At 72.5% G+C, this 24,530-nt stretch carries 23 protein-coding genes, 1 tRNA gene and 1 pseudogene; 15 read left to right on the top strand and 10 right to left on the bottom strand.

All coding sequences use genetic code 11. The features are described from left to right. Positions 1–68 precede the first annotated feature (68 nt). A complete protein-coding gene (locus GA0070558_RS05790) occupies positions 69–650 on the top strand; it encodes an NADH-quinone oxidoreductase subunit B (RefSeq protein WP_091276539.1) in 582 nt (193 codons plus the stop codon). A gap of 53 nt (positions 651–703) precedes the next feature. Here GA0070558_RS05790 and GA0070558_RS05785 read toward each other — a convergent pair whose 3' ends face one another. After that, on the bottom strand, positions 704–1,624 hold the full coding sequence (locus GA0070558_RS05785; protein WP_091276536.1) for a COG1361 family protein: 921 nt from the start codon (positions 1,622–1,624) through the stop codon (positions 704–706). A gap of 681 nt (positions 1,625–2,305) precedes the next feature. On the opposite strand from GA0070558_RS05785, the gene GA0070558_RS05780 reads away from it, so the two are divergent. After that, positions 2,306–3,622 (top strand): DUF2252 domain-containing protein, encoded by a 1,317-nt coding sequence (locus tag GA0070558_RS05780; protein WP_091276532.1) that lies wholly within the window; start codon positions 2,306–2,308, stop codon positions 3,620–3,622. A 13-nt stretch (positions 3,623–3,635) separates the two neighbouring features. Here the strand turns inward: GA0070558_RS05780 and GA0070558_RS05775 are convergent, their stop codons facing one another. Continuing rightward, entirely contained in the window at positions 3,636–4,682 is a 1,047-nt protein-coding gene (locus GA0070558_RS05775) for a glucose 1-dehydrogenase (RefSeq protein ID WP_176734111.1), read from the bottom strand. 126 nt (positions 4,683–4,808) lie between these two features. Between GA0070558_RS05775 and GA0070558_RS05770 the strand changes: the two genes are divergently transcribed. After that, the gene (locus GA0070558_RS05770; RefSeq protein ID WP_256091773.1) at positions 4,809–5,477 is read left to right on the top strand and encodes an NADH-quinone oxidoreductase subunit C; all 669 of its coding nucleotides are present in this window, start codon (positions 4,809–4,811) and stop codon (positions 5,475–5,477) included. Then, entirely contained in the window at positions 5,477–6,439 is a 963-nt protein-coding gene (locus tag GA0070558_RS05765) for a complex I subunit 1/NuoH family protein (protein WP_077938289.1), read from the top strand. The genes GA0070558_RS05770 and GA0070558_RS05765 overlap by 1 nt, the downstream gene beginning before the upstream one ends. A gap of 64 nt (positions 6,440–6,503) precedes the next feature. Here the strand turns inward: GA0070558_RS05765 and GA0070558_RS05760 are convergent, their stop codons facing one another. Together GA0070558_RS05760 and GA0070558_RS05755 are read right to left on the bottom strand one after the other, a co-directional pair. After that, the gene (locus tag GA0070558_RS05760; RefSeq protein ID WP_218106963.1) at positions 6,504–7,766 is read right to left on the bottom strand and encodes a S8 family peptidase; all 1,263 of its coding nucleotides are present in this window, start codon (positions 7,764–7,766) and stop codon (positions 6,504–6,506) included. A 125-nt stretch (positions 7,767–7,891) separates the two neighbouring features. Continuing rightward, positions 7,892–8,890: a glutathione S-transferase family protein gene (locus tag GA0070558_RS05755; RefSeq protein ID WP_091276747.1), complete on the bottom strand. Its 999-nt coding sequence runs from the start codon at positions 8,888–8,890 to the stop codon at positions 7,892–7,894. Positions 8,891–9,138: 248 nt separating this feature from the next. Here GA0070558_RS05755 and GA0070558_RS05750 point away from each other — a divergent pair, with 248 nt between their 5' ends. Next, positions 9,139–9,570, top strand: coding sequence for an ester cyclase (locus tag GA0070558_RS05750; RefSeq protein WP_256091786.1), 432 nt, complete (start codon positions 9,139–9,141; stop codon positions 9,568–9,570). 42 nt (positions 9,571–9,612) lie between these two features. On the opposite strand, the gene GA0070558_RS05745 is transcribed toward GA0070558_RS05750, so the two are convergent. Beyond that, positions 9,613–10,188 (bottom strand): Uma2 family endonuclease, encoded by a 576-nt coding sequence (locus GA0070558_RS05745; protein ID WP_091276526.1) that lies wholly within the window; start codon positions 10,186–10,188, stop codon positions 9,613–9,615. A gap of 104 nt (positions 10,189–10,292) precedes the next feature. Here GA0070558_RS05745 and GA0070558_RS05740 point away from each other — a divergent pair, with 104 nt between their 5' ends. The 8 genes from GA0070558_RS05740 (at position 10,293) to GA0070558_RS05705 (ending at position 19,405) form a co-directional block, all read left to right on the top strand. Beyond that, a complete protein-coding gene (locus tag GA0070558_RS05740) occupies positions 10,293–10,937 on the top strand; it encodes a NuoI/complex I 23 kDa subunit family protein (protein ID WP_228987016.1) in 645 nt (214 codons plus the stop codon). Continuing rightward, entirely contained in the window at positions 10,934–11,509 is a 576-nt protein-coding gene (locus GA0070558_RS05735) for an NADH-quinone oxidoreductase subunit J family protein (RefSeq protein WP_091276524.1), read from the top strand. Before GA0070558_RS05740 ends, GA0070558_RS05735 begins: the two co-directional genes overlap by 4 nt. Beyond that, complete coding sequence (gene nuoK, locus GA0070558_RS05730) at positions 11,506–11,874, top strand: NADH-quinone oxidoreductase subunit NuoK (RefSeq protein WP_077938270.1); 369 nt, start codon at positions 11,506–11,508, stop codon at positions 11,872–11,874. The genes GA0070558_RS05735 and nuoK overlap by 4 nt, the downstream gene beginning before the upstream one ends. Then, positions 11,871–13,814 carry an NADH-quinone oxidoreductase subunit 5 family protein gene (locus GA0070558_RS05725; RefSeq protein ID WP_091276521.1) on the top strand — a complete coding sequence of 648 codons (1,944 nt, stop codon included), beginning with the start codon at positions 11,871–11,873 and terminating at the stop codon, positions 13,812–13,814. The genes nuoK and GA0070558_RS05725 overlap by 4 nt, the downstream gene beginning before the upstream one ends. Positions 13,815–13,866: 52 nt before the next feature. Continuing rightward, positions 13,867–15,372, top strand: a complete 1,506-nt coding sequence (locus GA0070558_RS05720) for a complex I subunit 4 family protein (RefSeq protein ID WP_091276518.1) — start codon at positions 13,867–13,869, stop codon at positions 15,370–15,372. Continuing rightward, on the top strand, positions 15,369–16,898 hold the full coding sequence (locus tag GA0070558_RS05715; protein WP_091276515.1) for an NADH-quinone oxidoreductase subunit N: 1,530 nt from the start codon (positions 15,369–15,371) through the stop codon (positions 16,896–16,898). The genes GA0070558_RS05720 and GA0070558_RS05715 overlap by 4 nt, the downstream gene beginning before the upstream one ends. A gap of 155 nt (positions 16,899–17,053) precedes the next feature. Beyond that, positions 17,054–17,932, top strand: coding sequence for a zinc metalloprotease HtpX (htpX, locus tag GA0070558_RS05710; protein ID WP_077938274.1), 879 nt, complete (start codon positions 17,054–17,056; stop codon positions 17,930–17,932). A 213-nt stretch (positions 17,933–18,145) separates the two neighbouring features. Beyond that, positions 18,146–19,405: an MFS transporter gene (locus GA0070558_RS05705; RefSeq protein ID WP_091276512.1), complete on the top strand. Its 1,260-nt coding sequence runs from the start codon at positions 18,146–18,148 to the stop codon at positions 19,403–19,405. A 31-nt stretch (positions 19,406–19,436) separates the two neighbouring features. Here the strand turns inward: GA0070558_RS05705 and GA0070558_RS05700 are convergent, their stop codons facing one another. Further along, positions 19,437–19,772, bottom strand: coding sequence for a YnfA family protein (locus GA0070558_RS05700; RefSeq protein ID WP_043965452.1), 336 nt, complete (start codon positions 19,770–19,772; stop codon positions 19,437–19,439). A gap of 29 nt (positions 19,773–19,801) precedes the next feature. Next, complete coding sequence (locus GA0070558_RS05695) at positions 19,802–20,296, bottom strand: YajQ family cyclic di-GMP-binding protein (protein WP_091276508.1); 495 nt, start codon at positions 20,294–20,296, stop codon at positions 19,802–19,804. 147 nt (positions 20,297–20,443) lie between these two features. On the opposite strand from GA0070558_RS05695, the gene GA0070558_RS05690 reads away from it, so the two are divergent. Next, positions 20,444–20,527 (top strand) — tRNA-Tyr (locus GA0070558_RS05690). A gap of 148 nt (positions 20,528–20,675) precedes the next feature. On the opposite strand, the gene GA0070558_RS05685 is transcribed toward GA0070558_RS05690, so the two are convergent. Continuing rightward, positions 20,676–21,335 (bottom strand): hypothetical protein, encoded by a 660-nt coding sequence (locus tag GA0070558_RS05685; RefSeq protein WP_141722169.1) that lies wholly within the window; start codon positions 21,333–21,335, stop codon positions 20,676–20,678. Positions 21,336–21,394: 59 nt separating this feature from the next. Continuing rightward, positions 21,395–21,613: pseudogene (locus GA0070558_RS34125) on the bottom strand (integrase); the annotation flags it as partial. A 95-nt stretch (positions 21,614–21,708) separates the two neighbouring features. Between GA0070558_RS34125 and GA0070558_RS05675 the strand changes: the two are divergent. Then, positions 21,709–22,047 carry a hypothetical protein gene (locus tag GA0070558_RS05675; RefSeq protein ID WP_439709567.1) on the top strand — a complete coding sequence of 113 codons (339 nt, stop codon included), beginning with the start codon at positions 21,709–21,711 and terminating at the stop codon, positions 22,045–22,047. Between the two features lie 425 nt (positions 22,048–22,472). Here GA0070558_RS05675 and GA0070558_RS32730 read toward each other — a convergent pair whose 3' ends face one another. Continuing rightward, entirely contained in the window at positions 22,473–24,263 is a 1,791-nt protein-coding gene (locus tag GA0070558_RS32730; RefSeq protein WP_141722168.1) for a hypothetical protein, read from the bottom strand. Between the last annotated feature and the right edge of the window lie 267 nt (positions 24,264–24,530).

Here is a 24,530-nt window from a genome sequence, read left to right as displayed (position 1 = left end):
GCCCCGAGCTGTCCCGTTCGGGGCGGGCGGCGGCTGTGGTTGACTGGCGCGGGAGAGAGGAGGCGGTCGTGCAGCTGCCGGCAGTGCTCGGGGAGCCGATCCGGTTCGTGCTGAACTGGGGCCGCCGCTACTCGCTGTGGGTGTTCAACTTCGGCCTCGCCTGCTGCGCGATCGAGTTCATCGCCACCAGCATGGGCCGGCACGACTTCATCCGGCTCGGGGTGATCCCGTTCGCCCACGGCCCGCGCCAGGCCGACCTCATGGTGGTCTCCGGCACGGTCACCGACAAGATGGCCCCGGCGATCAAGCGGCTCTACGACCAGATGCCCGAGCCGAAGTACGTCATTTCCTTCGGCGCGTGCTCCAACTGCGGCGGCCCCTACTGGGACTCGTACTCGGTGACCAAGGGCGTCGACCAGCTCATCCCCGTCGACGTGTACGTGCCCGGCTGCCCGCCCCGCCCGGAGGCGCTGCTGCACGGCATCCTGCGCCTGCAGGAGAAGATCGCCGCCGAGCAGTCCGGCATCGGCGGCGTCCCCCGCCCCGACCCCCTGGCCTCCCCGGCCGACGCCGCTCCCGCCGCCGCCCGGCCGCCCCGCCCGGTGGACTCGCTGACGGCCCCGCCGATCCGCCGGCCCACCACCCCCTGAAGCCACCTCGCGACAGGGGCGCTCCCGGGGGTGGTGGGCGGGGGGTCAGCCGGTCACTGCGGGGCCAGGGTGAACGTGGCGACGTTGTCCCCCGGGGTCGCGTCGGGGCTCACCCCGAACCACGCGGTCCACAGTTCCAGGGTGACGTCCCGGGCGCTGGTGGGGGCGCTGAAGACCACGTCGAAGGCGCGCTCCTCGCCCGGCATCATCCGCGTTCCCGGCACCAGGGTCTCGTCCGAGTACGCCGGGCCGGACGTCGGATCGGTGCCTTCGATCACCACGCCAGCCGGGAGGTTGGTGGCCTTGAGGTAGAGGCTGCTGTGCGGGGCGTCGCCGGCGTACCGGACCCGCACCGGGAGCCGGTAGCTGCCGTAGGGGTCGACGGTGACCGGGCCGGTCACGTCGATCGCCGCGTCCGGGCGGGCGTCCTGGACGTACGGGACCGGACGGGGGCGGGTCAGCGACCCGGTGGTGGACCGGAACTGGGCGCCGAACGATGTGCTGACGCTCGCCCCGGCGGCCGAGAAGACGTCGAGCACACCCCCGGTGGCCGACATCGGGTAGGCGCGCGGGGTGGCCAGCACGTGGAAGCCGACGGAGAAGCTGCGGCTCTCGCCCGGCGCGAGGTCGCCGCCGCCACCCGGGACGGCGCAGATCCGGACCTCGTGGTTGTCCACCGGGTCCGCGTAGTCGCACTGGAGCGAGTCGGCGAACGAGCTGGGCACCGGCTCACGAACCTGGAACCAGAAGTGGTCGGCCGCCGGGCCCGGGTTGGTGATGGTCACCGGGAGGCTGCCCCGGTAGCCGCGCTCGGTCGGGTCCAGGACGAGCCGGCCCACCGAGACGGTGGCGGTCCCGGTCGGGCGGGCCGATGCGGGTTCGGCGGTGCGGGCCATCGCCGCCCCGGCCGGTGCCAGCGCGGCCGTGCAGCCGAGCAGGGCGATGGCGAGCAGGCCCGCCGTGCGTTCGATCATCGGTGTGGGTCCTCCGTGGGGCGCGTCCGGCGCGGTGCGCCGGGCGACGAAGCGGCACCACCGGGACGGCCCCGGCGATGTCGGGAGTGGTCCGTCCCGGGTGTCGCCGCGCCACGGCGTCGCCGCCGCGCGTGACCTTCCCGCGTCGCCACGTACCCCCGTACCGTGGCCGCGTCATCATCATCGATCCTCGGCCGGCCCGCCACCCCGTGTCCGGGCGCCGTCCGGCGGCAGCTCCGGGAGGCGGCCGGCGGTCCACCCCGGTCGGCGCGGTCTCAGCGTCGAGCGGCCACATCCCGCGGACGGCACCCGCACCCACCGGCCGGAGGCGCGACAGAACGTGCCCCCCGCGCCGGCGACACAAGCCTCACCCCACCCCTTTGCTCTGCACCCGCATACGCAACGGCAACGCAGTGCAACCGGCTGCCGCACCCGCCGGCGGTCCGCGATCTTGCAGGCGGCCAGCTCCGTGGCGTGTTGCGTGGGTGGGTGCAGAGCAAAGGGGAGCGCAGGTGTCCTTCGCGGCCGGGGAGACGTGACGCAGAGTCAGGTCCCGCAGCTCTTCGCGGCCGGCAGCCCCTGCCCGGATCGCTTCGCACCGGGCCGCCGTGCTGGACCTCACCGGCTGGCGCGGCCCAGGGGGTAGGTGGGACGGTGGCGGGCTGGGATTAGCCTGCGGCCATGAACCAGTCTGCGGACAAGCGTTCCGCTTTCATCGTCGACGTGCTGACCGAGGAGTTCGGCGCGTCGATGGCGCTCGACCCGGCGGCGTTCCGCCGCAAGTTCCGCAAGATGGCCGCCTCTCCGTTCGCCTTCTACCGGGGCAGCGCCTCGCTCTTCTACGCCGACCAGCGCGGCGACTTCGCCGACGACGCGTTCCTTGACGAGCGCACCAGCCGGGTGTGGATCCACGGGGACCTGCACGCGGAGAACTTCGGCACCTACATGAACGCCTCCGGGCGGCTCGTGTTCAACGTCAACGACTTCGACGAGGCGTACGTCGGGCCGTTCACCTGGGACCTGCGCCGCCTCGCCGCCAGCGTCGCCCTGCTCGGGTACGCCAAGGCGCTCTCCGACCGCGCGATCGGTGACCTGGTCGCCGGCTTCGCCCGGTCGTACCTCACGGAGCTGCGGGCCATCGCCGCCGGCGGGGACGACGCGATCGGCTCGATCACCCTCGACAACGCCGACGGCGTGCTGCGCCGGGTGCTCCAGCAGGCCCGGCTCAACACCCGGGTGGACCTCCTCGCCGCGCAGACCACCGTCGACAACTACGAGCGCCGGTTCTCAATCGGCGACGGGGTGTTCGAGATCGACGGCGACACCCGGGAGAAGGTCTGCGCCGCGTTCGCCGAGTACCTCGGCACGCTGCCCGAGTCCTCGGCGAACCTGCGCCCGGTCTCCGCGCACATCAAGGACGTCGTCCTGCGCAAGGGGGTGGGCATCGGCTCGGCCGGGCTGCCGTCGTACAACCTGCTGCTGGAGGGGCACACCGAGGCGCTGGAGAACGACGTCGTCATCTACATGAAGCAGGCCCAGGTGCCGGCGGTCGCCCGGCACATCGACGACGAGCGGGTGCGGTCGTACTTCCGGCACCAGGGGCACCGGACGGCGGAGTCGCAGCGGGCGCTGCAGGCCCACGCCGACCCGTGGCTGGGCTTCACCGAGCTGGACGGGGCGGGCCAGCTCGTCGCTGAGGTCTCCCCGTACGCCGCCGACCTGGACTGGTCGGACGTCAACGAGCCGGAGGAGCTGGCCGGGGTGCTGGCCGACCTGGGCCGGGCGGTGGCCCGGATGCACTCGGTCGCCGACGACGAGTCCAGCCACGACCTGGTCGACTACTCCACCGAGGAGGCGATCGTCGCGGCGGTCGAGACGGACCCCGACGGGTTCGTCGCGGGCCTGGTGGAGTTCGCCCACGCGTACGGGCTGCGGGCCCGCGAGGACCACCAGCTCTTCGTCGACCTGTTCCGCAACGGCCGGCTGCCCGGCATCTGAGCAGGGCCGAGTCTCACAGGGTGAAGTCGAGCACCACCTTGATGTCGTCGCCGGTGGGGGTGTACGCCTGCGCGTACTCCGCCACCGGCACCCGGCGGGTGATCAGCGCGTTCAGCCAGGACTGGTCGGCGCGGGCCAGCGCCGCGGCGGCCAGGTCCCAGTGCCGCCGGTTGGCGTTGACCGAGCCGAACACCACGTTGTTCTCCAGCACCAGCTCCCGGTTGAGGGCCCCGGCGTCGAAGTCGAGGGGCCGGCCGCCACTGGACACGCCGGTGAGGCAGACGATGCCGGTCGGCCCGGCCTTGCACATCGCGTCGAGCACGACCGACGGCGCGCCCGTGCACTCCACCACCACGTCCGGGTCGAGGTCGAGCTGCCCGACCGCCCCCGTGTGGTACGTCGCGCCGAGCGCCCGGACCAGGTCCGGCTTCGGCCCGGTCTCGGCGCGGTCCAGCACGTGCACGGCGAACCCGCGCTGGGTGGCCAGCAGCGCCGCCAGCAGGCCGATCGGCCCGGCCCCGGTGACGAGCGCGGTCTGCGGCTGCCACTCGGCGCGGGCCCCGATGCGCTCGATGTGGTCCCACGCCTTCGCCACCACGCTGGTCGGCTCCAGCAGCATCCCCACCGGGGCGAGGGCGGGGTCCAGCCCGACGGCGAAGCGCGGCTGCACCCGCCACCGGTCCCGGGCGAAGCCGGGCAGCCCCTTGATGCCGTGCTCCGTGTACTCGCCGTTGCGGCACATGTCCCACTCGCCGACCGCGCAGTTGGCGCAGGGCACCGGGTCCGGGTGCCGGACGATGCCGACCACCAGGTCACCGGGGTGCAGGGTGCCGCTCGGGTCTTCCAGCACCCGGCCCAGCGACTCGTGCCCGAGCACCAGGGCCGACGCGCCGGGCGGGGCCTCGCCGAAGGTGCCCTCGACGATCTCGTGGTCGGTGCCGCAGATCCCCACGGCCAGCGCCTCGACGAGGATCGCCCCCTCCTCGGCGTGCGGCTCCGGGTAGTCGTCCACCAGCCGCAGCGAGTCGCGGACTCCGGGGTTGACGGTCACGGCGCGCACGACCCCCATCCTTCCCCGCCGGGCGCGCCGCCGCTCGGCGAATCCGGCATCCGGCCCGCCGCCCGCCCGGCAGAACCGGCATCCGGCCCGCCCCGGGGGACCGGCGTCGGTCATAGGATCAGCGGCATGACTCCCGAAGAGGTCGGCCAGCGGCTGGTCGCGCTGCTCGCGCCCGTCGAGGCCACCGCGTCGGTGTCCGGCGGCCAGGCGTACGCGCGGGCCACCGTCGACGTACCCCCGGCGAGCTGGCGGGACGCGCTGCGCGCGGCCCGCGACGACGCCGACCTGGGCTGCGACTTCTTCGACTGGCTCTCCGCCGTCGACCAGCTCGCCGACGGCTGCGAGGTGGTCGCCCACCTGTGGTCGACGGGACGTCGGCACGGCCTGCTGCTGCGTACCCGGGTGCCGTGGAACGCGCCCCGGGTGGACTCGGTCGTCGACCTCTACCCCGGCGCGGCCTGGCACGAGCGGGAGACGTTCGAGATGTTCGGCGTCGACTTTCCCGGGCACGGCGAGCTGCGTCCGCTGCTGCTGCCACCGGAGTTCGAGGGGCACCCGTTGCGCAAGGAGTTCGTGCTCGCCTCCCGGGTGGCCAAGCCGTGGCCGGGCGCGAAGGAGCCGGGCGAGTCGACCGCGGCCGGTGGCCGCCGGGCGGTGCGCCCGCCGGGGGTGCCGGCCCCGGGCGAGTGGGGGCCGGCGTCGCCGCCCGCCGCCGCGCCGCCAGCCGCGCGACCCGCTGCCGCCACCCCGCCCGCCGCCGCGCAGCGGGGCGACGGCGACGGGGGCGCGGCCTGATGCCCGACTGGTTGGAGGCCGTGCTGCGGGTGGTCGGCGTGCTGGTCGCCTTCCTCACCCTGCCGCTCGTCGTCGGGCAGGCCGAGCACAAGGTGATGGCGCACATGCAGGGCCGGCTCGGCCCGATGTACGCGGGCGGCTTCCACGGCTGGGCGCAGCTCGTCGCCGACGGGGTCAAGTTCGTGCAGAAGGAGGACGTGACCCCCCGGGAGGCGGACCGGGCGGTGTTCCGGCTGGCCCCGGTGGTGGCCCTGGTGCCCTACCTGCTCGCCCTGCTGGTGATCCCGTTGGGGCCCGGCGACCTGGTGGGCCAGCCGCTGGACATCGGCCTGTTCTTCGTCCTGGCCGTGGTCGGGGTGGGCGTGGTGGCGGTGCTGATGTCGGCGTGGGCGTCGGCCAACAAGTACAGCCTGCTCGGCGGGCTGCGCGGGGCCGCCCAGCTGCTCGGCTACGAGCTGCCGCTGGTGCTGGCCGCCGCGTCGGTGGCGATGGCGGCCGGCACGCTGAGCCTGCCGGGCATCGTCGAGGCGTGGCGGCCCTGGTGGCTGCTCTGGCAGGCCCCCGCGATGATCGTCTTCTTCGTCGCCGGGCTGGCCGAGATCCGCCGGCCCCCGTTCGACATGCCGGTCGCCGACTCGGAGCTGGTCTTCGGCTACATGACGGAGTACACGGGGCTGCGCTTCGCGTTCTTCCTGCTCGCCGAGTACGTCGGCATCGTGGTGATCGCCGCGCTGACCACCGTGCTCTTCCTCGGCGGCTGGCAGGGCCCGTTCGCCGACGCCCAGCTCGGCTGGCTGTGGACGCTGCTGAAGGTCTTCGCCGTCTCGTTCGTGATCATCTGGCTGCGGGTGTCGTACCCCCGGCTGCGCGAGGACCAGCTCCAGCGGCTGTGCTGGCTGGTGCTGGTGCCGGCCTCCCTCGCCCAGCTCGTCCTCACGGCCGCCATCCGCGTCTGGATGTAAGGAAGGGCCCCCTGTTAACGCATTCTGTTGTACAGGGGACCCCTCCTAACACTCCTAACACTCGTTACGGGGCGGCGTAGAGCAGGCGGTTCGGCGAGCCGGGGCCCGGGTTGATCACCACGCCGGTGGTGGCGGCGGCGATCAGCGCGCTCTTGGCCTGCGCGAGGGTGGCCGTCGGGAACTGCTGCCGGTAACGCGCCATCCACCCGGTGACGTGCGGCGCGGCCATCGAGGTGCCCGACCAGCCGGAGGCGACGGCCGTGTTCGAGGCGATGCCGGCGGAGGTGATGTCGACGCCGGGGGCGAAGACGTCCACGCAGGTGCCGTAGCTGGAGAACGAGGCCCGGGTGTCCGTGACGTCGGTCGCGGCGACGGTGACGCCCCGGGACGAGCGGGGGCCGTTGGTGCAGGCGTCGGTGTTGAAGTTGTTGGCGATGAAGACGGTGTGCACGCCCGAGTCGATCAGGTTCTCGGCGGCGGTGTTGGGGGTGGTGCCGTACCCCTGGAGGCTGAAGTTCGCCACCGACACGGGGTCGTGGTTGGCGGCGATCCAGTCCATGCCCTCGATCAGGTCCGTCGTCCAGCCGGAGTTGTCGCACTGCAGGACGCGTACGGCCTTGATGGTGACGGCCTTGGCGACCCCGTACGTCGCGCCGCCGACGGTGCCGGCGACGTGCGTGCCGTGGCCGTGGCAGTCGTTGGTGCCGTTGCCGTCGCCGACCGCGTCGTAGACGCCGCTGGCCCGGCCGCCGAAGTCGACGTGGGTGGCCCGGATGCCCGAGTCGACCACGTAGACGGTGACGCCGGAACCGGTCGACGGGTAGCCGAAGCTGTTGTTCAGCGGCAGGTTGTGCTGGTCGATGCGGTCCAGCCCCCAGGACGGCGGGTTCGACTGGACGGCAGACGTCGAGAAGTCGTCGGTGCCGCCGCCGTAGATGCGGCTGTCCCGCTCGACGTACGCGACGGCGGGGTCGGCCCGCACGGCGGCGAGGGCCGCCGGGGTGAGCCGGGCGGCGTACCCGTCGAGGACCCGGGTGTAGCGGTTGAGCACGGTGCCGCCGGCGCGCTCGGCGACGGCGGCGGCCCGGCTCGTGCGGGCGGTGCGCGTGGCGCGGTCGGTGCCGGCGGGCGGATCGGCGAGCACCACGATGTACCGGTCCGGCGCGGCTTCCGGCCCGCCCGGGCGCAGCGGGGCGGGCGCGGGACGGCCGGGCCCCACCGCGCCGGGGGCGGCCGACGCGGGTACGGCGAGGGTGGTGACGAGCGCTCCGGTGAGCATGCCGGCCAGCACGCCGAGGCGTACCGTTCTGCGACCTGGCTTCCGCAAGGCTGATCTCCTCAACTGTGGACAGCCTGCGCCGAACACCGGCGAAAGGCCGGCGGCGCAGGCCACTCAAGTCGATCAGCCTGAATTGAAGCGAATGTTAACTAATGAAGAGCATCGATGTGATTTCAGTCCAGCGGGGTGTGCGCCGGGTCGACCCGCTCGGCGGGCGGCGGGGGCGGCGGCGGGGTGCCGTCACCGAAGGGCCGGCCGCCGAGGGCCTCCCGGCCGTGCGGGGTGAGCCAGTTCGTCAGGTCCGGGCCGAGCGGGACGACCCCGGTCGGGTTGATGTCCCGGTGCACCTCGTAGTAGTGCCGCTTGATGTGGTCGAAGTCGATCGTGTCGCCGAACCCGGGGGTGGTGAACAGGTCCCGGGCGTACGCCCACAGCACCGGCATCTCCGACAGCTTGCTCCGGTTGCACTTGAAGTGGCCGTGGTAGACCGGGTCGAAGCGGACCAGCGTCGTGAACAGCCGCACGTCGGCCTCGGTGATCGTGTCGCCGACCAGGTACCGCTGCCCGGACAGCCGCTCGGTCAGCCAGTCCAGCCGGTCGAACAGCCGCCGGTACGCCGTCTCGTACGCCTTCTGGCTGCCGGCGAACCCGCACCGGTACACGCCGTTGTTGACGTCGGCGAAGACCACGGCGTTGACCTCGTCGATCTGGTCGCGCAGCCGGGCCGGGTACAGCTCGGGCGCGCCCTGCCGGTGGTACGCCGTCCACTCCGTCGACAGGTCCAGGCTCATCCGGGCGTAGTCGTTGGTGACCACCTGCCCCGTCGGCACGTCCACCATCGCCGGCACGGTGATCCCCCGCTCGTAGCCGGGGAACCGCCTGAAGTACGCCTCCTGGAGGCGCTCGATGCCGAGCACCGGGTCCCGCCCGCCCGGGTCGAGGTCGAACGTCCAGCTCCGGGCGTCGTGGGTCGGCCCGGCCACCGCCATCGAGATGGCGTCCTCCAGGCCGAGCAGCCGGCGCACGATGATCAGCCGGTTGGCCCAGGGACAGGCGCGGCTGACCGCCAGCCGGTAGCGACCCGGCTCGACCGGCCAGCCGTCCCGCCCGTCGGCGGCGATCCGGGTGGCGATGTACCGCTGGTCCCGGGTGAACTCCCCACCGGGCTCCACGTACTTGCCGCCGGGCTCGGCACTGCTCGCGCCGGGCTCCGAGCCCTTGCCGCCGGTCGTCGCGCCTGCCTCGTCGCCCACGTCGCCCCCTGCTGTCCGCCTCGCCGTCTCCGTCCGTCCCATCTTGACCGATCCGCCGCCCCGGGGCCCGCCGAGCGCCGATCATCGTGCCCCGAGCCCGCCGAGCGCCGATCGCCGCGCCTCCGGACCGCCCGGGGCCGGCTGGCTAGGCTGCCCGGGTGAGCGACATGGAGGCGGCGGCGGTGCACGACGTGGCGGCGGCGGCCCGGCGCTTCGTCGCCGACGTGTGGAACGCCGGGCGCGAGGAGTCGGTGTACGAGCTGGTCGCGGCGGGCTGCCCCGGGTTGGGCGGGACGGGCCCGGAGGCGGTCCTGGCCTGGCACCGGGAGCGGCGGGCGGCCTTCCCCGACCTGCGCTACAAGCTCGTCGACGTGGTCGCCGCCGCCGACCGGGTGGCGGTGCGCTGGCGGGCCGCCGGCACCCAGGCCGGCCCGTTCGGGCCGGTGCCGCCCACCGGGCGGGTGGCGAGCTTCTCGGGGGCGACGTTCCTGCGCTTCGACCCGGCGGGGCGGATCGTCGACGTGTGGCACGCCACCGAGCTGTTCCAGCTGCTCCAGCAGCTCGGCGGCGAGATGCTCCCGCCGCTCACCGGCCCCTGACCCCGCCGCCGCTCACCGGCTCGGCCCGCTGGGCGGGACCGCTCACAGGTGCCGGGGCGTGATCCGGGCGATCGACAGGTTCACCGGGAACGGCTCGCCGGTGTCGACGAACTTCGTCCAGCGGCCGGTCTCCGTGTAGACCTCGTTGACGGGGTCGATCCGATGGGTGTGGACGGCCAGCTCGCCGTCGCCGGTCTCGATCCGCCAGTAGAACGGGATGCCGGCCTGCGCGTAGAGGGCCGGCTTGAGCACCCGGTCGATCGAGCGGGTGCTCGGGGAGACGACCTCGACGGCCAGCACCACCTCGTGCGGCGCGTACCGCGACGGCGAGCGCCGGGCGGCCTCCGCCGTGGTGACCAGCACGTCCGGGATGAAGCAGCGGGTCCGGTTGATCCGCACCTCGACGCCCTGGGTCACGTCGTACTCGTCGGGGCACTCCTTGATGAGGTCTGCCATGAGAAGACCGGCGATGGTCTGGTGGATGCGGGTGGGGGAGGGTGACACGAGCAACACTCCGTCGAGCAGTTCGCGGCGGCGACCGTCCTCGGGCAGCCCGTCGAGGTCGTCGGTCGTCCACCCGCCCTCAGGCGGGACGTCGCTCTGCAACGCGGCGGTCATGGGACAAGTCCTTCCCGGCGTGTCGTTCTCCCCGCCGTCACCGTACCGCGCGAAGGGCCGGGTGGTGGTCGCGCGCGCCGGGGCCACAGGGCAGGATGGGCGGCATGGGCGAGACGAGTGGGCGGGGCGTGCCCGGCGAGGGGCTGGCGAAGGGGCTGGCGGTCACGCTGCGCACGATGACCCGCCGCTCGACTACCCAGCAGTACCCGGACGTCGCCCCCGAGCTGCCGCCCCGCTCGCGGGGCGTGATCGCGCTGCTGGCCGAGAACTGCACCGTCTGCATGCTCTGCGCCCGCGAGTGCCCCGACTGGTGCATCTACATCGACTCGCACAAGGAGGAGGTGGCGGTGCCCGGTGCCGCCCGCCCCCGCCAGCGCAACGTGCTCGACCGGTTCGACATCGACTTCTCGCTCTGCATGTACTGCGGCATCTGCGTCGAGGTCTGCCCCTTCGACGCGCTCTACTGGTCGCCCGAGTTCGAGTACGCCGAGTACGACATCAAGGACCTGCTGCACGACAAGGACCACCTCGGCGAGTGGATGGCCACCGTCCCGCCGCCGCCCGCGCACGACCGCAACGGCGAGCCGGCGAAGGAGGAGGCCACCGCCGCGCGCAAGGCCGCCGCCCCCGCCGGGTCCGCCGCCCGGCCGACCCCTGCCCGGGTACGCCCCGAGCCCGGCCCCGCCGCCCGCCCGACCCCCGAGCCCCCGGCGGACGGCACCCCCACTGACCCGGGTGCCGCCCCGTGACCGGTGCGGACGTGCTGCTGCTGGCCCTCGGCGCGGTGGCGGTCGGCGCGGGGGCGCTGGTGGTGACGACCCGCCACCTGGTCCGCGCCGGCCTCTACCTGGTGGTCTGCCTGGGCGCGCTGGCCGGCGTCTACCTGGTGCTCGCCGCCGAGCTGGTGGCCTGGGTGCAGGTGCTGATCTACGTGGGTGCCGTGGTGGTGCTGCTGCTGTTCGCGGTGATGCTGACCCGCGCCCCGATCGGCGCGTCCGACGACCTGGACCGGCCGGGCTGGCCGGCGGCCCTGATCGGCGGCGGCGCCGGCCTCGGGCTGGCCGCCCTGCTGGTCGACGCCTACCGCTGGACCCGGGTGGACCTGCCCACGCCGGGCACCGCCGAGCGGCTCGGCGAGCAGGTGTTCCGCACCTGGGTGCTGCCGTTCGAGGTGCTGTCGGTGCTGCTGCTGTCCGCCCTGGTCGGCGCGGTCGTGCTGTCCCGCCCCGACATCGGCCGCCGCCCGGCCGACGGCCGGGGTCCCGCAAGGGCGGACAACCAGGGTTGGGGAGCGAAGGACCGCGCGGGAGGCCGCCCGTGAGGCCCGTCGTCCCGTACGTCACCGCCGCCCTCCTGTTCGGCCTCGGCGTCTACGGCGTGCTGCGCCGCCGCAACGCGGTGCTCGTGCTGATGGCGGTGGAGCTGATGCTCAACGCCGTCAATTTGATCCTGGTCACCGCCGACGCGACGGTCCGGGCGGCGCTGCCGCACGCGGGGCAGGTGTTCGCGCTGTTCGTGATCGTGCTGGCCGCCGCCGAGATCGGCGTGGGGCTGGCCATCGTGCTCCAGCTCTACCGGCTGCGGGCCAGCGTCGCCGTCGACGAGGTGCCGCTGACGGAGCCGCCGGCCGGACCGCCGGCCGAACAGGCGGGGCGGGCCACGACCACCGGCGAGGTGACCCGGTGACCGGCCTGCTGGGGGTGCTGCTGCCGGCCGTACCCCTGGTGGCGGGTCTGGTGGGGTTGCTGCTGCCGCCCGTGTCGCGCGGCGGGGGCGCGCGGGCCGGGGCGGATCCGGCCCGCCGGGTCGCCGTCGGGCTCGGCGTGGCGGGCGCGGCCGGGGCGCTGCTGGTCGCGGTCGCGCTGCTGGCCCGGGTCGGCGCGTCCGTGGAGACGTCGACCACCTGGGTCGACCTGGGCGGCCTGCGGGTCACCCTCGGCGTCCGGCTCGACGGCGCGGCGGCCGTGGTCGCCGTCGCGGTGGCGGCGGTGGCGCTGGCCGTGCAGGTCTACTCGGTGGGCTACCTGCGGGCGGGCCCGCACGACGAGGCCGGCGTCGACGTCGACCACCGCTACCCGCCGTACGCGGCGCAGATCAGCCTCTTCACCGCCGCGATGCTGCTGGTGGTCGTCGCCGGTGACCTGGTCATGCTGCTGGTCGGCTGGGAGGTGATGGGCCTCTGCTCCTACCTGCTCATCGCCCACGACCGCCGGCTGCCCGGCGCGCCGGCCGCCGCGATGAAGGCGTTCCTGGTCACCCGCGTGGGTGACGTCGGCTTCCTGCTCGGCATCGCCCTGCTCGGCGTCTCGGCGGGCAGCTTCCGCATCGCCGACGTGCTCGCCCACGACCACTCCGCCGGCACGCTCACCGCCGCCTGCCTGCTGCTGCTCGCCGGGGTGGCCGGCAAGAGCGCCCAGTTCCCGCTGCACACCTGGCTGCCCGACGCGATGGCCGGCCCGACCCCGGTCTCCGCGCTGATCCACGCCGCCACCATGGTCGCCGCCGGGGTCTACGCGGTCACCCGCCTCTTCCCGCTGTTCGAGCGGGCCCCGGCGGCGCTGGCCGTGCTCGGGGTGCTGGCCTCGGTGACCCTGCTGCTCGGCGCGCTCGCCGCCACCGCCCAGGACGACCTGAAGCGGGTGCTGGCCTGGTCGACGGTGTCGCAGCTCGGCTACATGACGGGCGCGTTGGCCGTCGGCGCGCCCGCCGCCGCGCTGTTCCACCTGCTCACCCACGCCGCGTTCAAGGCGCTGCTGTTCCTCGCCGCCGGCGCGGTGATCCACGCCCTCGGCACCCCGCTGCTGTCCCGCATGGGCGGCCTGCGCTCGACGATGCCGGTGACGTTCTGGTGCACGGCGGTGGGCCTCGGCGCGCTGGCCGGCGTCCCGCCGCTGGCCGGCTTCTGGAGCAAGGACGGCGTGCTCGCCGCCGCCGAGGCCGCCGCGCTCGACTCCGCCGGCCCGGCCCCCGCCTGGGTGGGCTGGCTGGTGTGGCTGGCCGGGCTGGCCGGCGTCGCCGTCACCGCCTGGTACGCCACCCGGCTGCTGCTGCGCGCGTTCCTCGGCGCGGCCCGCCCGCCGCTGCCCCCGCACGACCGGCCGATCGCGCTGCACCCGCACGACCCGCCGGCCGTGCTGCGGGTGCCGATGCTGCTGCTGGCGGTGCCGGCCGCGCTGCTCGGGCTCGCCGCGTTCTGGCCGGGGTTCACCGGTCGGCTCGGCGCACCCGAGGGGGAGTGGACCCACGTCGGCCCGGCGCTGCTGCTGCCGCTGGCGCTGCTGGTCGCCGGGGCCGCCCTCGCCTGGGCCGGCTGGCGGCGGGACACCGCCGCCGACCCGGCCCGCGCCCTCGGCCCGCTGGGGCCGGTGTTCGCGGCCGGCTTCCGGCTCGACGACGTGCAACACGCCCTCGTCGTACGCCCGGTGACCGCCCTCGCCCGGTTCGCCCGCGCCGCCGACGAGCGGGTGGTCGACGGCGCGGTGGAGGGCACCGGCCGGGGCGCGACCGGCCTCGGCGGGGCGCTGGCCGGGCTGCACCGGGCCGCGCTGCCCCGGGCGGCGGCCGGGGTGCTGGCCGGGGCGCTGCTGATCGGCCTGGCCGCGGTGCTGATCGGGGGCGTCGCGTGAGTGCGGCGCGGGTGCACGGGAGGGGTCGCGTGCGGGCGATCGGGGGAGCCGGATGAGCCTCGGACAGGTCCTGCTCGTCGCGGCGCTGGCCGTCCCGGCCGTCGGCGCGGCCGTGGTCGCGCTGCTGCCCGGTGACCGGGCGGCCCGTGTCGTCGGCACGGTGGCGGCCGGGTTGACCCTGCTGGCGACCCTGCCCCTGGCCACCGGCGACCGCAGTTGGACGGCCTACGGGGTGAACCCGGCGGTGCGCCCCTGGCACCGGCTCGACCTGCCCTGGGTGCCCGCCCTCGACCTGCGCTTCCACCTCGGCGTGGACGGCATCTCCTACCCGCTGGTCGTGCTGACCGCGCTGCTCACGCTGCTCTGCTGCGCGTACACCCTGTGGCGGGTGCCCGACGGCGGCGGCAGCGGCCGGGCCCTCGTCGCGTTGCTGCTGGTCGTCGAGGTCGGCATCCTCGGCACCTTCCTCGCCCTCGACCTGGTCCTGTTCTTCGTGTTCTTCGAGGTCGTCCTCCTGCCGATGTACGCGATCATCGCCGGCTGGGGCGGGGCCGACCGGCGGCGGGCGGCAGCCAAGTTCGCCCTCTACACGCTGCTCGGCTCGGTGCTGCTGCTCGTCGGCGTCTACGTGGTGGTGTCCGCCGCCGGCACCGCCGACCTCCTCGCGCTCACCGGCGGCACGGGGCTGTCGCGGGGCACCCAGCTCGCCGCGTTCACCCTGCTGGGGCTCGCGTTCGCGGTGAAGAGCCCGCTGTGGCCGCTGCACTCCTGGCTGCCCGACGCGCACACCCAGGCGCCCACCGTCGGCAGCGTGATCCTCGCCGGGGTGCTGCTCAAGATGGGCACGTACGGGCTGATCCGCGTCGCCGTCGGGGTGGCCCCGGAGGGGGCCCGCTGGGCGGCCCCGGTGCTCGGGGTGCTCGCCGTCGCCGCCATCATCGTCGGCTCGCTGGTCTGCCTCGCGCAGGGCGAGCTGAAGCGGCTCATCGCCTACTCCAGCGTCGGCCACATGGGGTTCGTGCTGCTCGGGGTGGCCACGCTCACCGCCACCGGCCTGCAGGCCGCGCTGATCGGCAACGTCGCGCACGGGGTGATCACCGGCCTGCTGTTCTTCCTCGCCGGGGCGATCAAGGACCGCGCGCACACCGGGGCGCTGGCCGAGCTGTCCGGGCTGCGGGAGACCGCGCCCCGTCTCGCCGGCCTGCTCGGCTTCGCCGCCGTCGCCTCGCTGGGGCTGCCCGGCCTCGCCGGCTTCTGGGGCGAGGCGTTCGCCGTGGTCGCCGCCATCGGGCGGGGCGGCCCGCTGTGGACCACCCTCGGCGTGCTGGCCGCCGTCGGCGGGGCGCTGACCGCCGCGTACCTGCTGCGGCTGCTGCGCCGGGTCACCCACGGCCCGGCCAGCCCGGCGGTCGGCCGGATCGGCCCCGGCCTCGCCGCCGCCGAGTGGACGGCCTGGGCCCCGCTGGTGCTGCTCGCCCTCGCCGTCGGCCTCGCCCCCACCCTGGTCCTCGGCGTCGCCGCCGACCCGGTGGCGGCCCTCGTGGGGGTGCTCAGATGAGTCTGGTGCAGAGCGTCGACAACGTGGCGCTGCTCCCGGCCTACCTGGCGGCCGGCACCGCCGTCCTGGTGCTGCTGGCCGACCTGCTGGTGGCCCGCGCCGCCGCGACGGTCGCCGTGGCCGCCGCCGGGGCGGTCGCCACCGGGCTGGGCAGCGCGGTCGTCGGGGCGGGCGGGCCGCGCGCCACCTTCTGCGTCGCCGCCGACTGCTCGTACGTCTACGGCGGCCGGGCCGCCCTCGTCGGGGCGCTGTTCGCGCTGCTCACCCTCGGGATGCTGGCCCTGTCCGGGCCGGCGCTGCGCGCCGGGCGGTCGCCCGTCGGCGAATACTGCTTCCTGCTCGCCTGCTCGATGACCGGCGGCGTGGTGCTCGGCGCGGCCGGCGACCTGATCACCCTGATCGTGGCGCTGGAGACGCTGACCCTCCCGCTGTACGTGCTCGTCGGCCTGCGCCGGGGCAGCCTCGCCTCCGCCGAGGCGGCGGTCACGTTCTTCGTGGTGAGCGTGGTCGCCACCACCGTCACCCTGCTCGGCGCGGCCCTGCTCTACGCGGTCACCGGCGGCCTGCACCTCGACCGGCTCGGCGCGCTGCTCGCCGGGCGACCCGACCTGCTGGACGTGCCGCTGACCACGGCGGCGGTGGCGCTGGTGCTGCTCGGGCTGGCGTTCAAGGTGGCCGCCGTGCCGTTCCACGCCTGGGCCCCGGCCACCTACGACGGCGCGCCGCTGCCCGTGGCCGCCTACCTGTCGACCGCGTCGAAGCTGGGCGGCGTGGTGGCCCTGCTCGCGGTGGTGCAGCGGGCGCTGCCCGCCGAGGTGACCGGCCCGGTGCTGGCCGGGCTCGCCGTGCTCACCATGACCGTGGGCAACCTGGTGGCGCTGCGTCAGCGCCGCACCGTGCGGCTGCTCGCCTGGTCGTCGGTGGCCCAGGCCGGCTACATCCTCGCCCCGCTGGGCGCGCTCGCGCTGGCCGCCGGGCGCACCGCCGACGCCCGCGCCGCCGCGTACGCCGCCGCCGTGGCGTACACCGTGTTCTTCGTGGTCCTGGAGCTGGCCGCCTTCGCGGCGCTGGTGGCGCTGCGCCCGGCGGGCGCCGACGGCGGCACCCTCGCCGACCTGCGCGGCGCGGCCCGGCGGCGGCCCTGGGTGGCGGGGGCGTTCGCGCTGGCCCTGGTCGGGCTGGCCGGGCTCCCGCCGGGGCTGGCCGGCCTGTTCGCCAAGGTGACCGTGGTCCGGGCGCTGCTGGACGGCGGCGCGGGCTGGCTGGCGCTGGTGGTGGCGGTGAACGCGGTGATCGGCCTGGCCTACTACCTCCGCCTCGCCGCCACCCTCTACGCCCCGCCCGCCGAGACCGCCGGGGCTGGGGGGACCGCCGCGCCCGCCGAGGCCGGTGTGGCTGCCGGGGCTGGGGGCGCCGCCGGCAGCCGGCCCGCCTGGGCGGTGCTCGGCACCCTCGCCGTGGCCACCCTGGTCGCCGTGGCCGTCGGCTTCGCCCCGCAGCTCGTGCTGGACCTCGCCGCCCGCTGAGCGGCCCCTGAGCGGTCGCCGGGTCGGTCCCCGCCCGCAGTGTTTCCGCAGGTCGATCCCAGGCAACTCACAGCGTTGAGACGGATGGTTGGCGGGTACCGAGGTGTTGTACCGGTCAGCGGATCCCGCGCGGTCCGCGCACCGAAGGAGCGATCGTGCATCACAACCGTCTGAAGACCGCAGCGCTGCTCGGCCTGCTGACCTCGCTGATCCTCGCGGTCGGCTACTGGTTCGGTGGCAGCGGCGGGCTCGTCGTCGCCGTCGTCGTCTCGTTGGTGATGAACGGCGTGACCTACTTCTACTCCGACAAGCTCGCCCTGCGCTCGATGCGGGCGCAACCGGTCAGCGAGGCACAGTTCCCCGAGCTGTACCGGATGGTCCGCGAGCTGGCCACCGAGGCGCGGCAGCCGATGCCCAGGCTCTACGTCAGCCCCACCTCCCAGCCCAACGCGTTCGCCACGGGCCGCAACCCGGCCAACGCGGCGGTCTGCGTCACGCAGGGGATCACCGAGATCCTCGACTACCGGGAGCTGCGGGGCGTGATCGGGCACGAGCTGTCGCACGTCTACAACCGGGACATCCTCATCTCCAGCGTCGCCGCCGGCCTCGCCGGCATCATCACCATGCTGGCCAACATCGCCTGGTTCATCCCGCTCGGCGGCGGTGACGACGAGGACGCCCCCAACCCGATCGTGCTGCTGCTCACCCTGATCCTCGGCCCGCTCGCGGCCACCGTGATCCAGCTCGCGATCAGCCGCAGCCGCGAGTTCCAGGCCGACGAGTCGGGGGCCCGGCTCACCCGGGACCCGCTGGCCCTGGCCAGCGCCCTGCGGAAGATCCACCTGGGCACCCAGGCCCGGCCGCTGCCGGCCCAGGGGCAGCTCACCAGCACCGCCCACCTGATGATCGACAACCCGTTCAAGCGGGGCGGCGGCATCGCCGCGCTCTTCTCCACCCACCCCCGGATGGAGGAGCGGGTCGCCCGGCTGGAGCGGATGGCCGCCAGCGCCGGCCCCGTGCAGTTCCAGCGCTGACCCGTCCCGACCCCGATCCCGCCCGCGCCCGGTCCGACCGGGCGCGGGCGTTTCGTCTGGTACGCGGCGAGACACGCACCATAACCACTGCGCTCCCGCCAGGCTGCGGCGTTAGGGTCGGGACGTTTCCGGCTCGTTACATGCTCTCGTCGCACCCCTCTCGTTCCACCCCTCTCGTTTGCACCCCTTTCGTTGCACCCCCTGGAGGTTCCCGTGGCCGCACTGCGCCAGTACCTCGGCGTATGGCGGATCCCCGGCGCGCCGATGCTGCTCGTCCTCGGCGTCATCGGCCGGCTCGGGATCGGCATGACGCCGCTGGCGCTGCTGCTCGTCGTGCAACAGGTCACCGGGCGCTACTCCCTCGCCGCCGTCGCCGGTGGCATCTACGCCCTCGCCGGGGCCGCGCTCAGCCCCGTCGCCGGCCGCGTCGCCGACCGGGTCGGCCCCACCCCCGTGCTGCTGGCCACCGCCGTCGCCCACCCCCTCGCCCTGGGCGGGCTGCTCTGGGCCAGCCGCGCCGACGGCGCCAGCATCGCCCTGATCTACCTCGCCGCCGGGGTGGCCGGTGCCACGTACCCGCCGCTGACCGCCGCGCTGCGCGGCGCCTGGAACGACCTCACCAGCCCTGCCACCGGGCGGCACCACCTGCGCAACACCGCCCTCGCCGCCGAGACGTCCCTGTTCGAGGTCGTCTTCGTGCTCGGCCCGCTGCTGGTGGCCGCGTTCGTCCTCATCGCCGATGCGGCCGCCGCCCTGGTCGGCGCGGCCGTGTTCACCCTCGTCGGCACCGCCGCCGTCGCGCTCGGCCGGGTCATGCGCGGCTGGCAGCCGCACCCGAAGGAGCACCACGCCCGGGGGCTCGGCCCGCTGCGCGTCGGCGGCTTCCCCGCGCTGCTGCTCTGCATCGCCGGCCTCGGCATCGCGTTCGGGGCTGCCGGGGTCATCGTCCCGGCGTTCGCCGGCAACCAGCCCACCGACGACCCGGAGAGCATGGCCGGCGTCCTGCTCGCGGTCTGGGGCATCGGCAGCGCCGTCGCCGGCTTCTGGTTCGGCGTCCGCAAGCCCGCGGCCAACATGACCCGCCAGTTCGCCTGGCTGCTCGCCGCCGTCGCCGCCACCTTCGCCGTGTACGCGGTGATGCCCGGCCCGCTCGCCCTCGGCGTCGCGCTGGTCGTCGGCGGGGCCGCCATCGCCCCCGCGCTCACCCTGGAGAACACCCTCGTCGGGCGGATCGCCCCGGCCGGCATGCTCAACGAGGCGTACACCTGGGCGGTGACCATCATGGTCGCGTCCAGCGCCGCCGGAGGCGCGGTCGCCGGGCTGATCATCGACCACGCGGGCGGCGTGCCGTGGGCGTTCGTCTTCGCCGGGTCGGCCGTCGCCGTCGGGGCCGCCGTCGCCGCGCTGCCCGCCGGCCCCATCGCCCGCGCGGAAGCCACGGCGGTACGCGTCGAGCAGACCCTCGCCGCCTGAGCGTTCTGCTCGGCCGGTGCGTGGGGGCTGGTCAGCCGCTGCGCGGCGCGTACATGATGACGGCGACCCCGACCAGGCAGATGGCCGCGCCGACGACGTCGTAGCGGTCGGGCCGGAACTTGTCGACGACCATGCCCCACGCGAGCGACCCGGCGACGAACACCCCGCCGTAGGCGGCGAGGATGCGGCCGAAGTTCGCGTCGGGCTGGAACGTGGCGACGAAGCCGTAGAGCCCGAGCGCGACCACGCCGCCCGCGATCCAGAGCAGCCCCCGGTGCTCCCGCCAGCCCTGCCACACCAGCCAGGCCCCGCCGATCTCGGCGAGGGCGGCGAGCAGGAACAGCAGGATCGAGCGGGCGACCGTCATGCGTCCGACCGTAGCCGTGCGGCCCCTCGTCAGCGGTAGTTGGTGAACTGGAGGGCGATGCCGAAGTCCTCGCTCTTGAGCAGGGCGATGACGGTCTGGAGTTCGTCCTTCTTCTTGCCGGTGACCCGGAGCTGGTCGCCCTGGATCTGCGCCTGGACGCCCTTCGGGCCCTCCTCGCGGATCTTCTTGCTGATCGCCTTGGCCTTGTCCGAGTCGATGCCCTGGACCACCTTGGCGTCGATCTTGAAGATCTTGCCCGAGGGCCGCGGCTCGCCCGCGTCCAGGGACTTCAGCGAGATGTTCCGCTTGACCAGCTTCTCCTTCAGGACATCCAGGGCGGCCCGGACCCGCTCCTCGGTCTCCGCCTGGAGGCTGATCGCCTCCTCACCCGACCAGGAGACCTCCGCGCCGGTGCCCCGGAAGTCGAACCGCGTCGAGAGCTCCTTCTCCGCCTGGCGGAGGGCGTTGTCGACCTCCTGCCGGTCGACCTTGCTCACGATGTCGAACGACGGGTTCGCTGCCATGCTGATGCTCCTGCTGTCCGGCGGTCAGTGCACGTACGCGCCGCCAACCAGCGGCACGACCCCCTGACGGTACCCGGTTGCGCTCGCCCCGGGAGCAACCGCTATCCTTGGCTCCGCTGCCGCGCCACGGCGCGGCGGTGACGCCCTGGCGGGTTGCCCGAGCGGCCAATGGGAGCGGACTGTAAATCCGTCGCGAAAGCTACAGAGGTTCGAATCCTCTACCCGCCACCAGGTGCACAAAGAGGCCCCTGACCAGCGAGAACGCTGGTCAGGGGCCTCTTATGTGAGTCTCGCTCGGTCTCGCTCTAGCCCGCTCAGACTCGCTGGCTGTGTCGCATACGTGTCGCCGGCCCTGAGGCCTCGGCGGGCGAAGCGAGCGCTACAGCATGATCAGGTTGGTCAAGACGTTCCCGAGCACGCCAAGGATCACGCCACCGGCAAAAGTCCAGAGTGCCAGCCGTGTTCCGCTGCGCCGCTGCTGCTCAGCCTGCTCCGCGTTCGCAGCCTTAAGTTTCTCGATCTCGTCCTTCAATTGCTGCTCTGTGCGCTCGCTAAGTAGCAAGGAGATCTTGTTCGCTTGGTCTTCGCTAAGTTGAGCCACCGCTTGCGCGGCTTCCGCTCGCTCGACCAGCGTCCGTACCTCGGTCTCGAATGCCTCTGCCCGAACGCTGATATCCCGAAGTCTTGTTACGGTTTGCGTCAAAGTTTGCGATACATCGGAAATTTCCTGTTCGAGCGACGGTGACTCGGGGCGGTTCTCCTTGACGACGGCGAGAGCTGCTTTTATTGCCTCCTGGAATCGTCTTGCTGCCCTTGCTCGCTCCCTCCGGGCCTTGATAACGACGAGGGCGAGGCTAAGAACGGTTAGCAGACCGGTGCCGCCGATGATGAACCACTCTTGTACGTCTAAGCCGTCCTGTATCCGCACAACCGCTGTGGTCCCGACGACCGCCATGGCTGGCATCAGGAGGTCCGAGGCTGCTCGTTTCCATCGCCGTCTGCGCCCTTGCGCTTCCTTCACTTGCACGCTCAACTGCACGGGGTGCAGCGTAGAGGCTGAGGAGCCACTGTGTTCGGTCGAGTTTTCGACCGTCCGTCCTACCTCCCGTCAGAACTAGTGCAGTGACCGCTCCGGCTCCAGGCGAGCGCAGCCTCGATGCGCCGGAAGGCCGCGTCCTCTTGGCCGTAGACGCACTTTGCGTAGACCCGCATGAGGACGTGCACGCTGTGCCCGGCCCACTCGGCGACCTGGGTAGCCGGCACACCGGCGTTGAGCCACAGCGACACAGCGGCGTGTCGCAGGTCGTACGGTCGTCGCCCAGCACGATCGCCCGGAAGCGGGCAGTCTTCTCCGGTGCCCTCAAGTACGCCGTAGAGCTGCGGCCAACGCGCGATCGTGGTACGAGCACGCCGTGGCCTACGTCGACATGAAGTGGCCCCGCGCATCGGCCAAGCATCGCAAGGGCATCGCCGAAACGCTGGCCACTGTCACGCCGGCCCTGCTCGCGACGGACTGGGGCGTGCCCAGCGACAAAGCGCTACGGGCCGCGCTCTACGGGTGGGTGTTCAACAAGGCCCGCCGTGACGCCGGAGAGCCGCCGGCCGACCTTGCCCCCGCCGTCCACTGGCTCAAGGCCAACACGGTCGATCTGGCCGCGCTCGCCAACGCCGCGTTGGTCCGGAAAGCCCTCGACACGCTCGCCCTTCGGATGGACGGCGCACCCGCGTGCTCGCGCCATCGGCTCGGGTAGGCCGCTGGCCTCAGCAAACGCGACGCCCTCGCGCTGGGCGACGACCAGCTTGGATCGGAAGCTCTCGGCTAGTGCGCGGGTCGCGAACGTCTTGCGGAACGCCCGGCCGGCTGCCTTCCACCGGACTACGTACGAGTAGCCCTTGCGGAGCGGGTCCTTCAGGATGCCGTGTACGCGTACCCGTAGGTGCTCAAGCGGCCTTCACGTGATCGTTGAGCCAGGCGGCCAGGTCGCGGCGGCGGACGTACAGACTGCCGTTCGGGTACTTGATGGTCTTGGAGGCGCGGCCGGTGGCCCTTCCAGCGGAAGAAGGTTTTTCGGAAGTGGAACCCGGGTTCGCTGCCTTAAATAGAGGCGGCCCGCCGGGTGAATTGGTAGACATAGGCCGCCGCCTAGACGTCAATCCCCAGGAAACCGGACCAGGGCTAATCGAACAGGTGAGGCAGCCATTGCCTCCTAGTCGAGGTATCCAATCCATTGGTAGCAACTTCAACGAGGTCAGGTTCACCGAAGGTTAACCCTCTTGCGGCTAGCGCCCGCTCCAAGAGTCCTTCGACTTGAGAGTCGTGATCTTCTGCCTCCAGGAGCGTGACCCCCTCACGGAAGGCGGCGGCGACGCTGGGGGCACGTTGCTCCAGTCGCGTCACGACCTCGTGTGCGAGCAGAAGTGCCGAGGCGTCGAGGGCGTGACCTCGGGCGATTAGCTCGGGGTAGCGCTCCCCCTCACGTAGGAGAGCGGCTAACGCATCGCGTGCGCCAGACCATCGGATGCGCGAATTAATGTGCGAGAACTCACCCAATGCTCTCGTGAGTAGTGAAAGTCGGCCCCATCCGGCCGCTTCCACCCACCGAGTAGGTGTTCCTCTGCCCGCTTCGGTTCGTGCCGCTCGATGCGCATTTCTGCGCCAAGCTCTCGCCCGACAAGCTTGCTCAAGCACGATCCGCATACACGCGAGAGAGTTGTCAGTGTCCTCTAGCCACATTATCCAAGCCGACCTCAACGCGTTCGCCGCCAACATCAAAGCGTCCCTCTCGGGGCCTGTCAGCCAGGTCGCAGAGATTTCGGCGATCTCACTTATGGCGATGTATTGAAAGAGTCGCGCATGCAGCACGTGAGGCGCGAAGTCCTCGCCGAGTTGCTCGGCCTCATGGATGAAAGCTTCGCGGGCAAACGCGGTGGCTCTGCCTCGACGTTCCGTGACGGAATCAGCAGCCAAGAGCCAATTAGGGGTCTTGGAGAGGGCATCCTTGATTTCTTCGAGCTGAAGAACCGCTCGATATGTCTCGGCTCTTTGCTCGACTGCATGGCCTACACGTCCGGTAGAAAATGCAAGATCAAGCGGAGCGAGGTTCTTGAAGTTGAGGTCAATGTAAGGCTGCTCATCAATCCTGGGGCTGAGTTGCAGGAGGTGGTTGTACTTCTCTTGCCCACTTTCCTGTGCAATCACAGAGGTGGCCCCTCTGACCTGACGAAAAACTACCTCCAGTGCAGTGGCGGTTCGCTTAATAATGGAGGTTGTTGTTTCCGGAAGGCCTGACCGGTCGGGCGATGGAATTGCGGGAGTTGTGCCAAATTCCAGCGCTTGGGCAATCCCCTCCCGGCCGTGGATCCATTCAGAAAGGTTTGCCCACGTATCGCCCAATGCGAAATCTCGAAGCCATGGATAAGTGGACCAGACGCGGTTAAAATAATCTTTAGTCTCCTCGCCCTCTCGCCGGTCTATTTCGTGATGATGGGCCACGTTCGCGGACCAGCGCTCAATTTGAGCCCGCGCGATAGTTATTGCACCAATGACGTTGCCCATCCGGAGGTGGCGACAAGCTTCGACCGCTTGATCCACTCCCCACAGCACTTGGTGGGGCCAGTTCAACCTGTTCATCATGTCCGGACCGGTTGGCCACCCTCGCCCAGCCTCGGTCAGGACGATATCGCAGATCGGAACTATCGCCAATGCAGACCAAGCCTCGGGCGGGAGGAGTTCGGGACGCGTCTCGCACCATTTGAAGCGGGCGACATGGCGGGCCATTGCCAAACCGCCGACTAGCTCAGCACCCTTGTCTCCTCTGGCATTGAAGGCCGATTCGAGGCTTGATGCGTCCAGCTTTAGCCGGCTTGCTCGCTGAATCTCGGCGGACCGGCTCTTGCGCTGCTGGCGGTTTTGTTCGCGCTGGTGGCCCACCCGGCGGCGCAACGCCTCGGCCTTCTTCTTTCCCATCGCACCATTCTGCACCTTCATTGCGGAGGCTGCACCCCCGGAATGTGTCCTTGGGTCACGTGTTGAGATTGGTCGTGGACCTCCGAGCCTGGCGGTGGGATCGTCAACTGTCAGTTCAACGCCAATGGTGGCGGCCACGAAGAATTCCTGCTGCACCTAGCCAGCAGTCGCAGCACCGGTTTTCCAGTCGGCACCGCCCTGCCTGATCCTGACTCTTTCGCTCTGGCGATCAAGCGTTTCCGGGACTGGCAGGGCCGGGTGGCGGGG

The organism is Micromonospora haikouensis, from assembly GCF_900091595.1.
Classification (GTDB): Bacteria; Actinomycetota; Actinomycetes; order Mycobacteriales; family Micromonosporaceae; genus Micromonospora; species Micromonospora haikouensis.
This window is presented reverse-complemented; position numbering and strand designations above follow the sequence as displayed.

Excerpts from the sequence above, each read along its gene's own strand:
- GA0070558_RS05695 (WP_091276508.1), bottom strand. The coding sequence starts at position 20,296 with ATGGCAGCGAACCCGTCGTTCGACATCGTGAGCAAGGTCGACCGGCAG.
- GA0070558_RS05765 (WP_077938289.1), top strand. The coding sequence starts at position 5,477 with ATGCCCGACTGGTTGGAGGCCGTGCTGCGGGTGGTCGGCGTGCTGGTC.
- GA0070558_RS05770 (WP_256091773.1), top strand. The coding sequence starts at position 4,809 with ATGACTCCCGAAGAGGTCGGCCAGCGGCTGGTCGCGCTGCTCGCGCCC.
- GA0070558_RS05720 (WP_091276518.1), top strand. The coding sequence starts at position 13,867 with ATGAGCCTCGGACAGGTCCTGCTCGTCGCGGCGCTGGCCGTCCCGGCC.
- GA0070558_RS05785 (WP_091276536.1), bottom strand. The coding sequence starts at position 1,624 with ATGATCGAACGCACGGCGGGCCTGCTCGCCATCGCCCTGCTCGGCTGC.
- GA0070558_RS05745 (WP_091276526.1), bottom strand. The coding sequence starts at position 10,188 with ATGACCGCCGCGTTGCAGAGCGACGTCCCGCCTGAGGGCGGGTGGACG.
- GA0070558_RS32730 (WP_141722168.1), bottom strand. The coding sequence starts at position 24,263 with ATGGGAAAGAAGAAGGCCGAGGCGTTGCGCCGCCGGGTGGGCCACCAG.
- GA0070558_RS05715 (WP_091276515.1), top strand. The coding sequence starts at position 15,369 with ATGAGTCTGGTGCAGAGCGTCGACAACGTGGCGCTGCTCCCGGCCTAC.
- GA0070558_RS05700 (WP_043965452.1), bottom strand. The coding sequence starts at position 19,772 with ATGACGGTCGCCCGCTCGATCCTGCTGTTCCTGCTCGCCGCCCTCGCC.
- GA0070558_RS05750 (WP_256091786.1), top strand. The coding sequence starts at position 9,139 with ATGGAGGCGGCGGCGGTGCACGACGTGGCGGCGGCGGCCCGGCGCTTC.
- GA0070558_RS05780 (WP_091276532.1), top strand. The coding sequence starts at position 2,306 with ATGAACCAGTCTGCGGACAAGCGTTCCGCTTTCATCGTCGACGTGCTG.
- GA0070558_RS05740 (WP_228987016.1), top strand. The coding sequence starts at position 10,293 with ATGGGCGAGACGAGTGGGCGGGGCGTGCCCGGCGAGGGGCTGGCGAAG.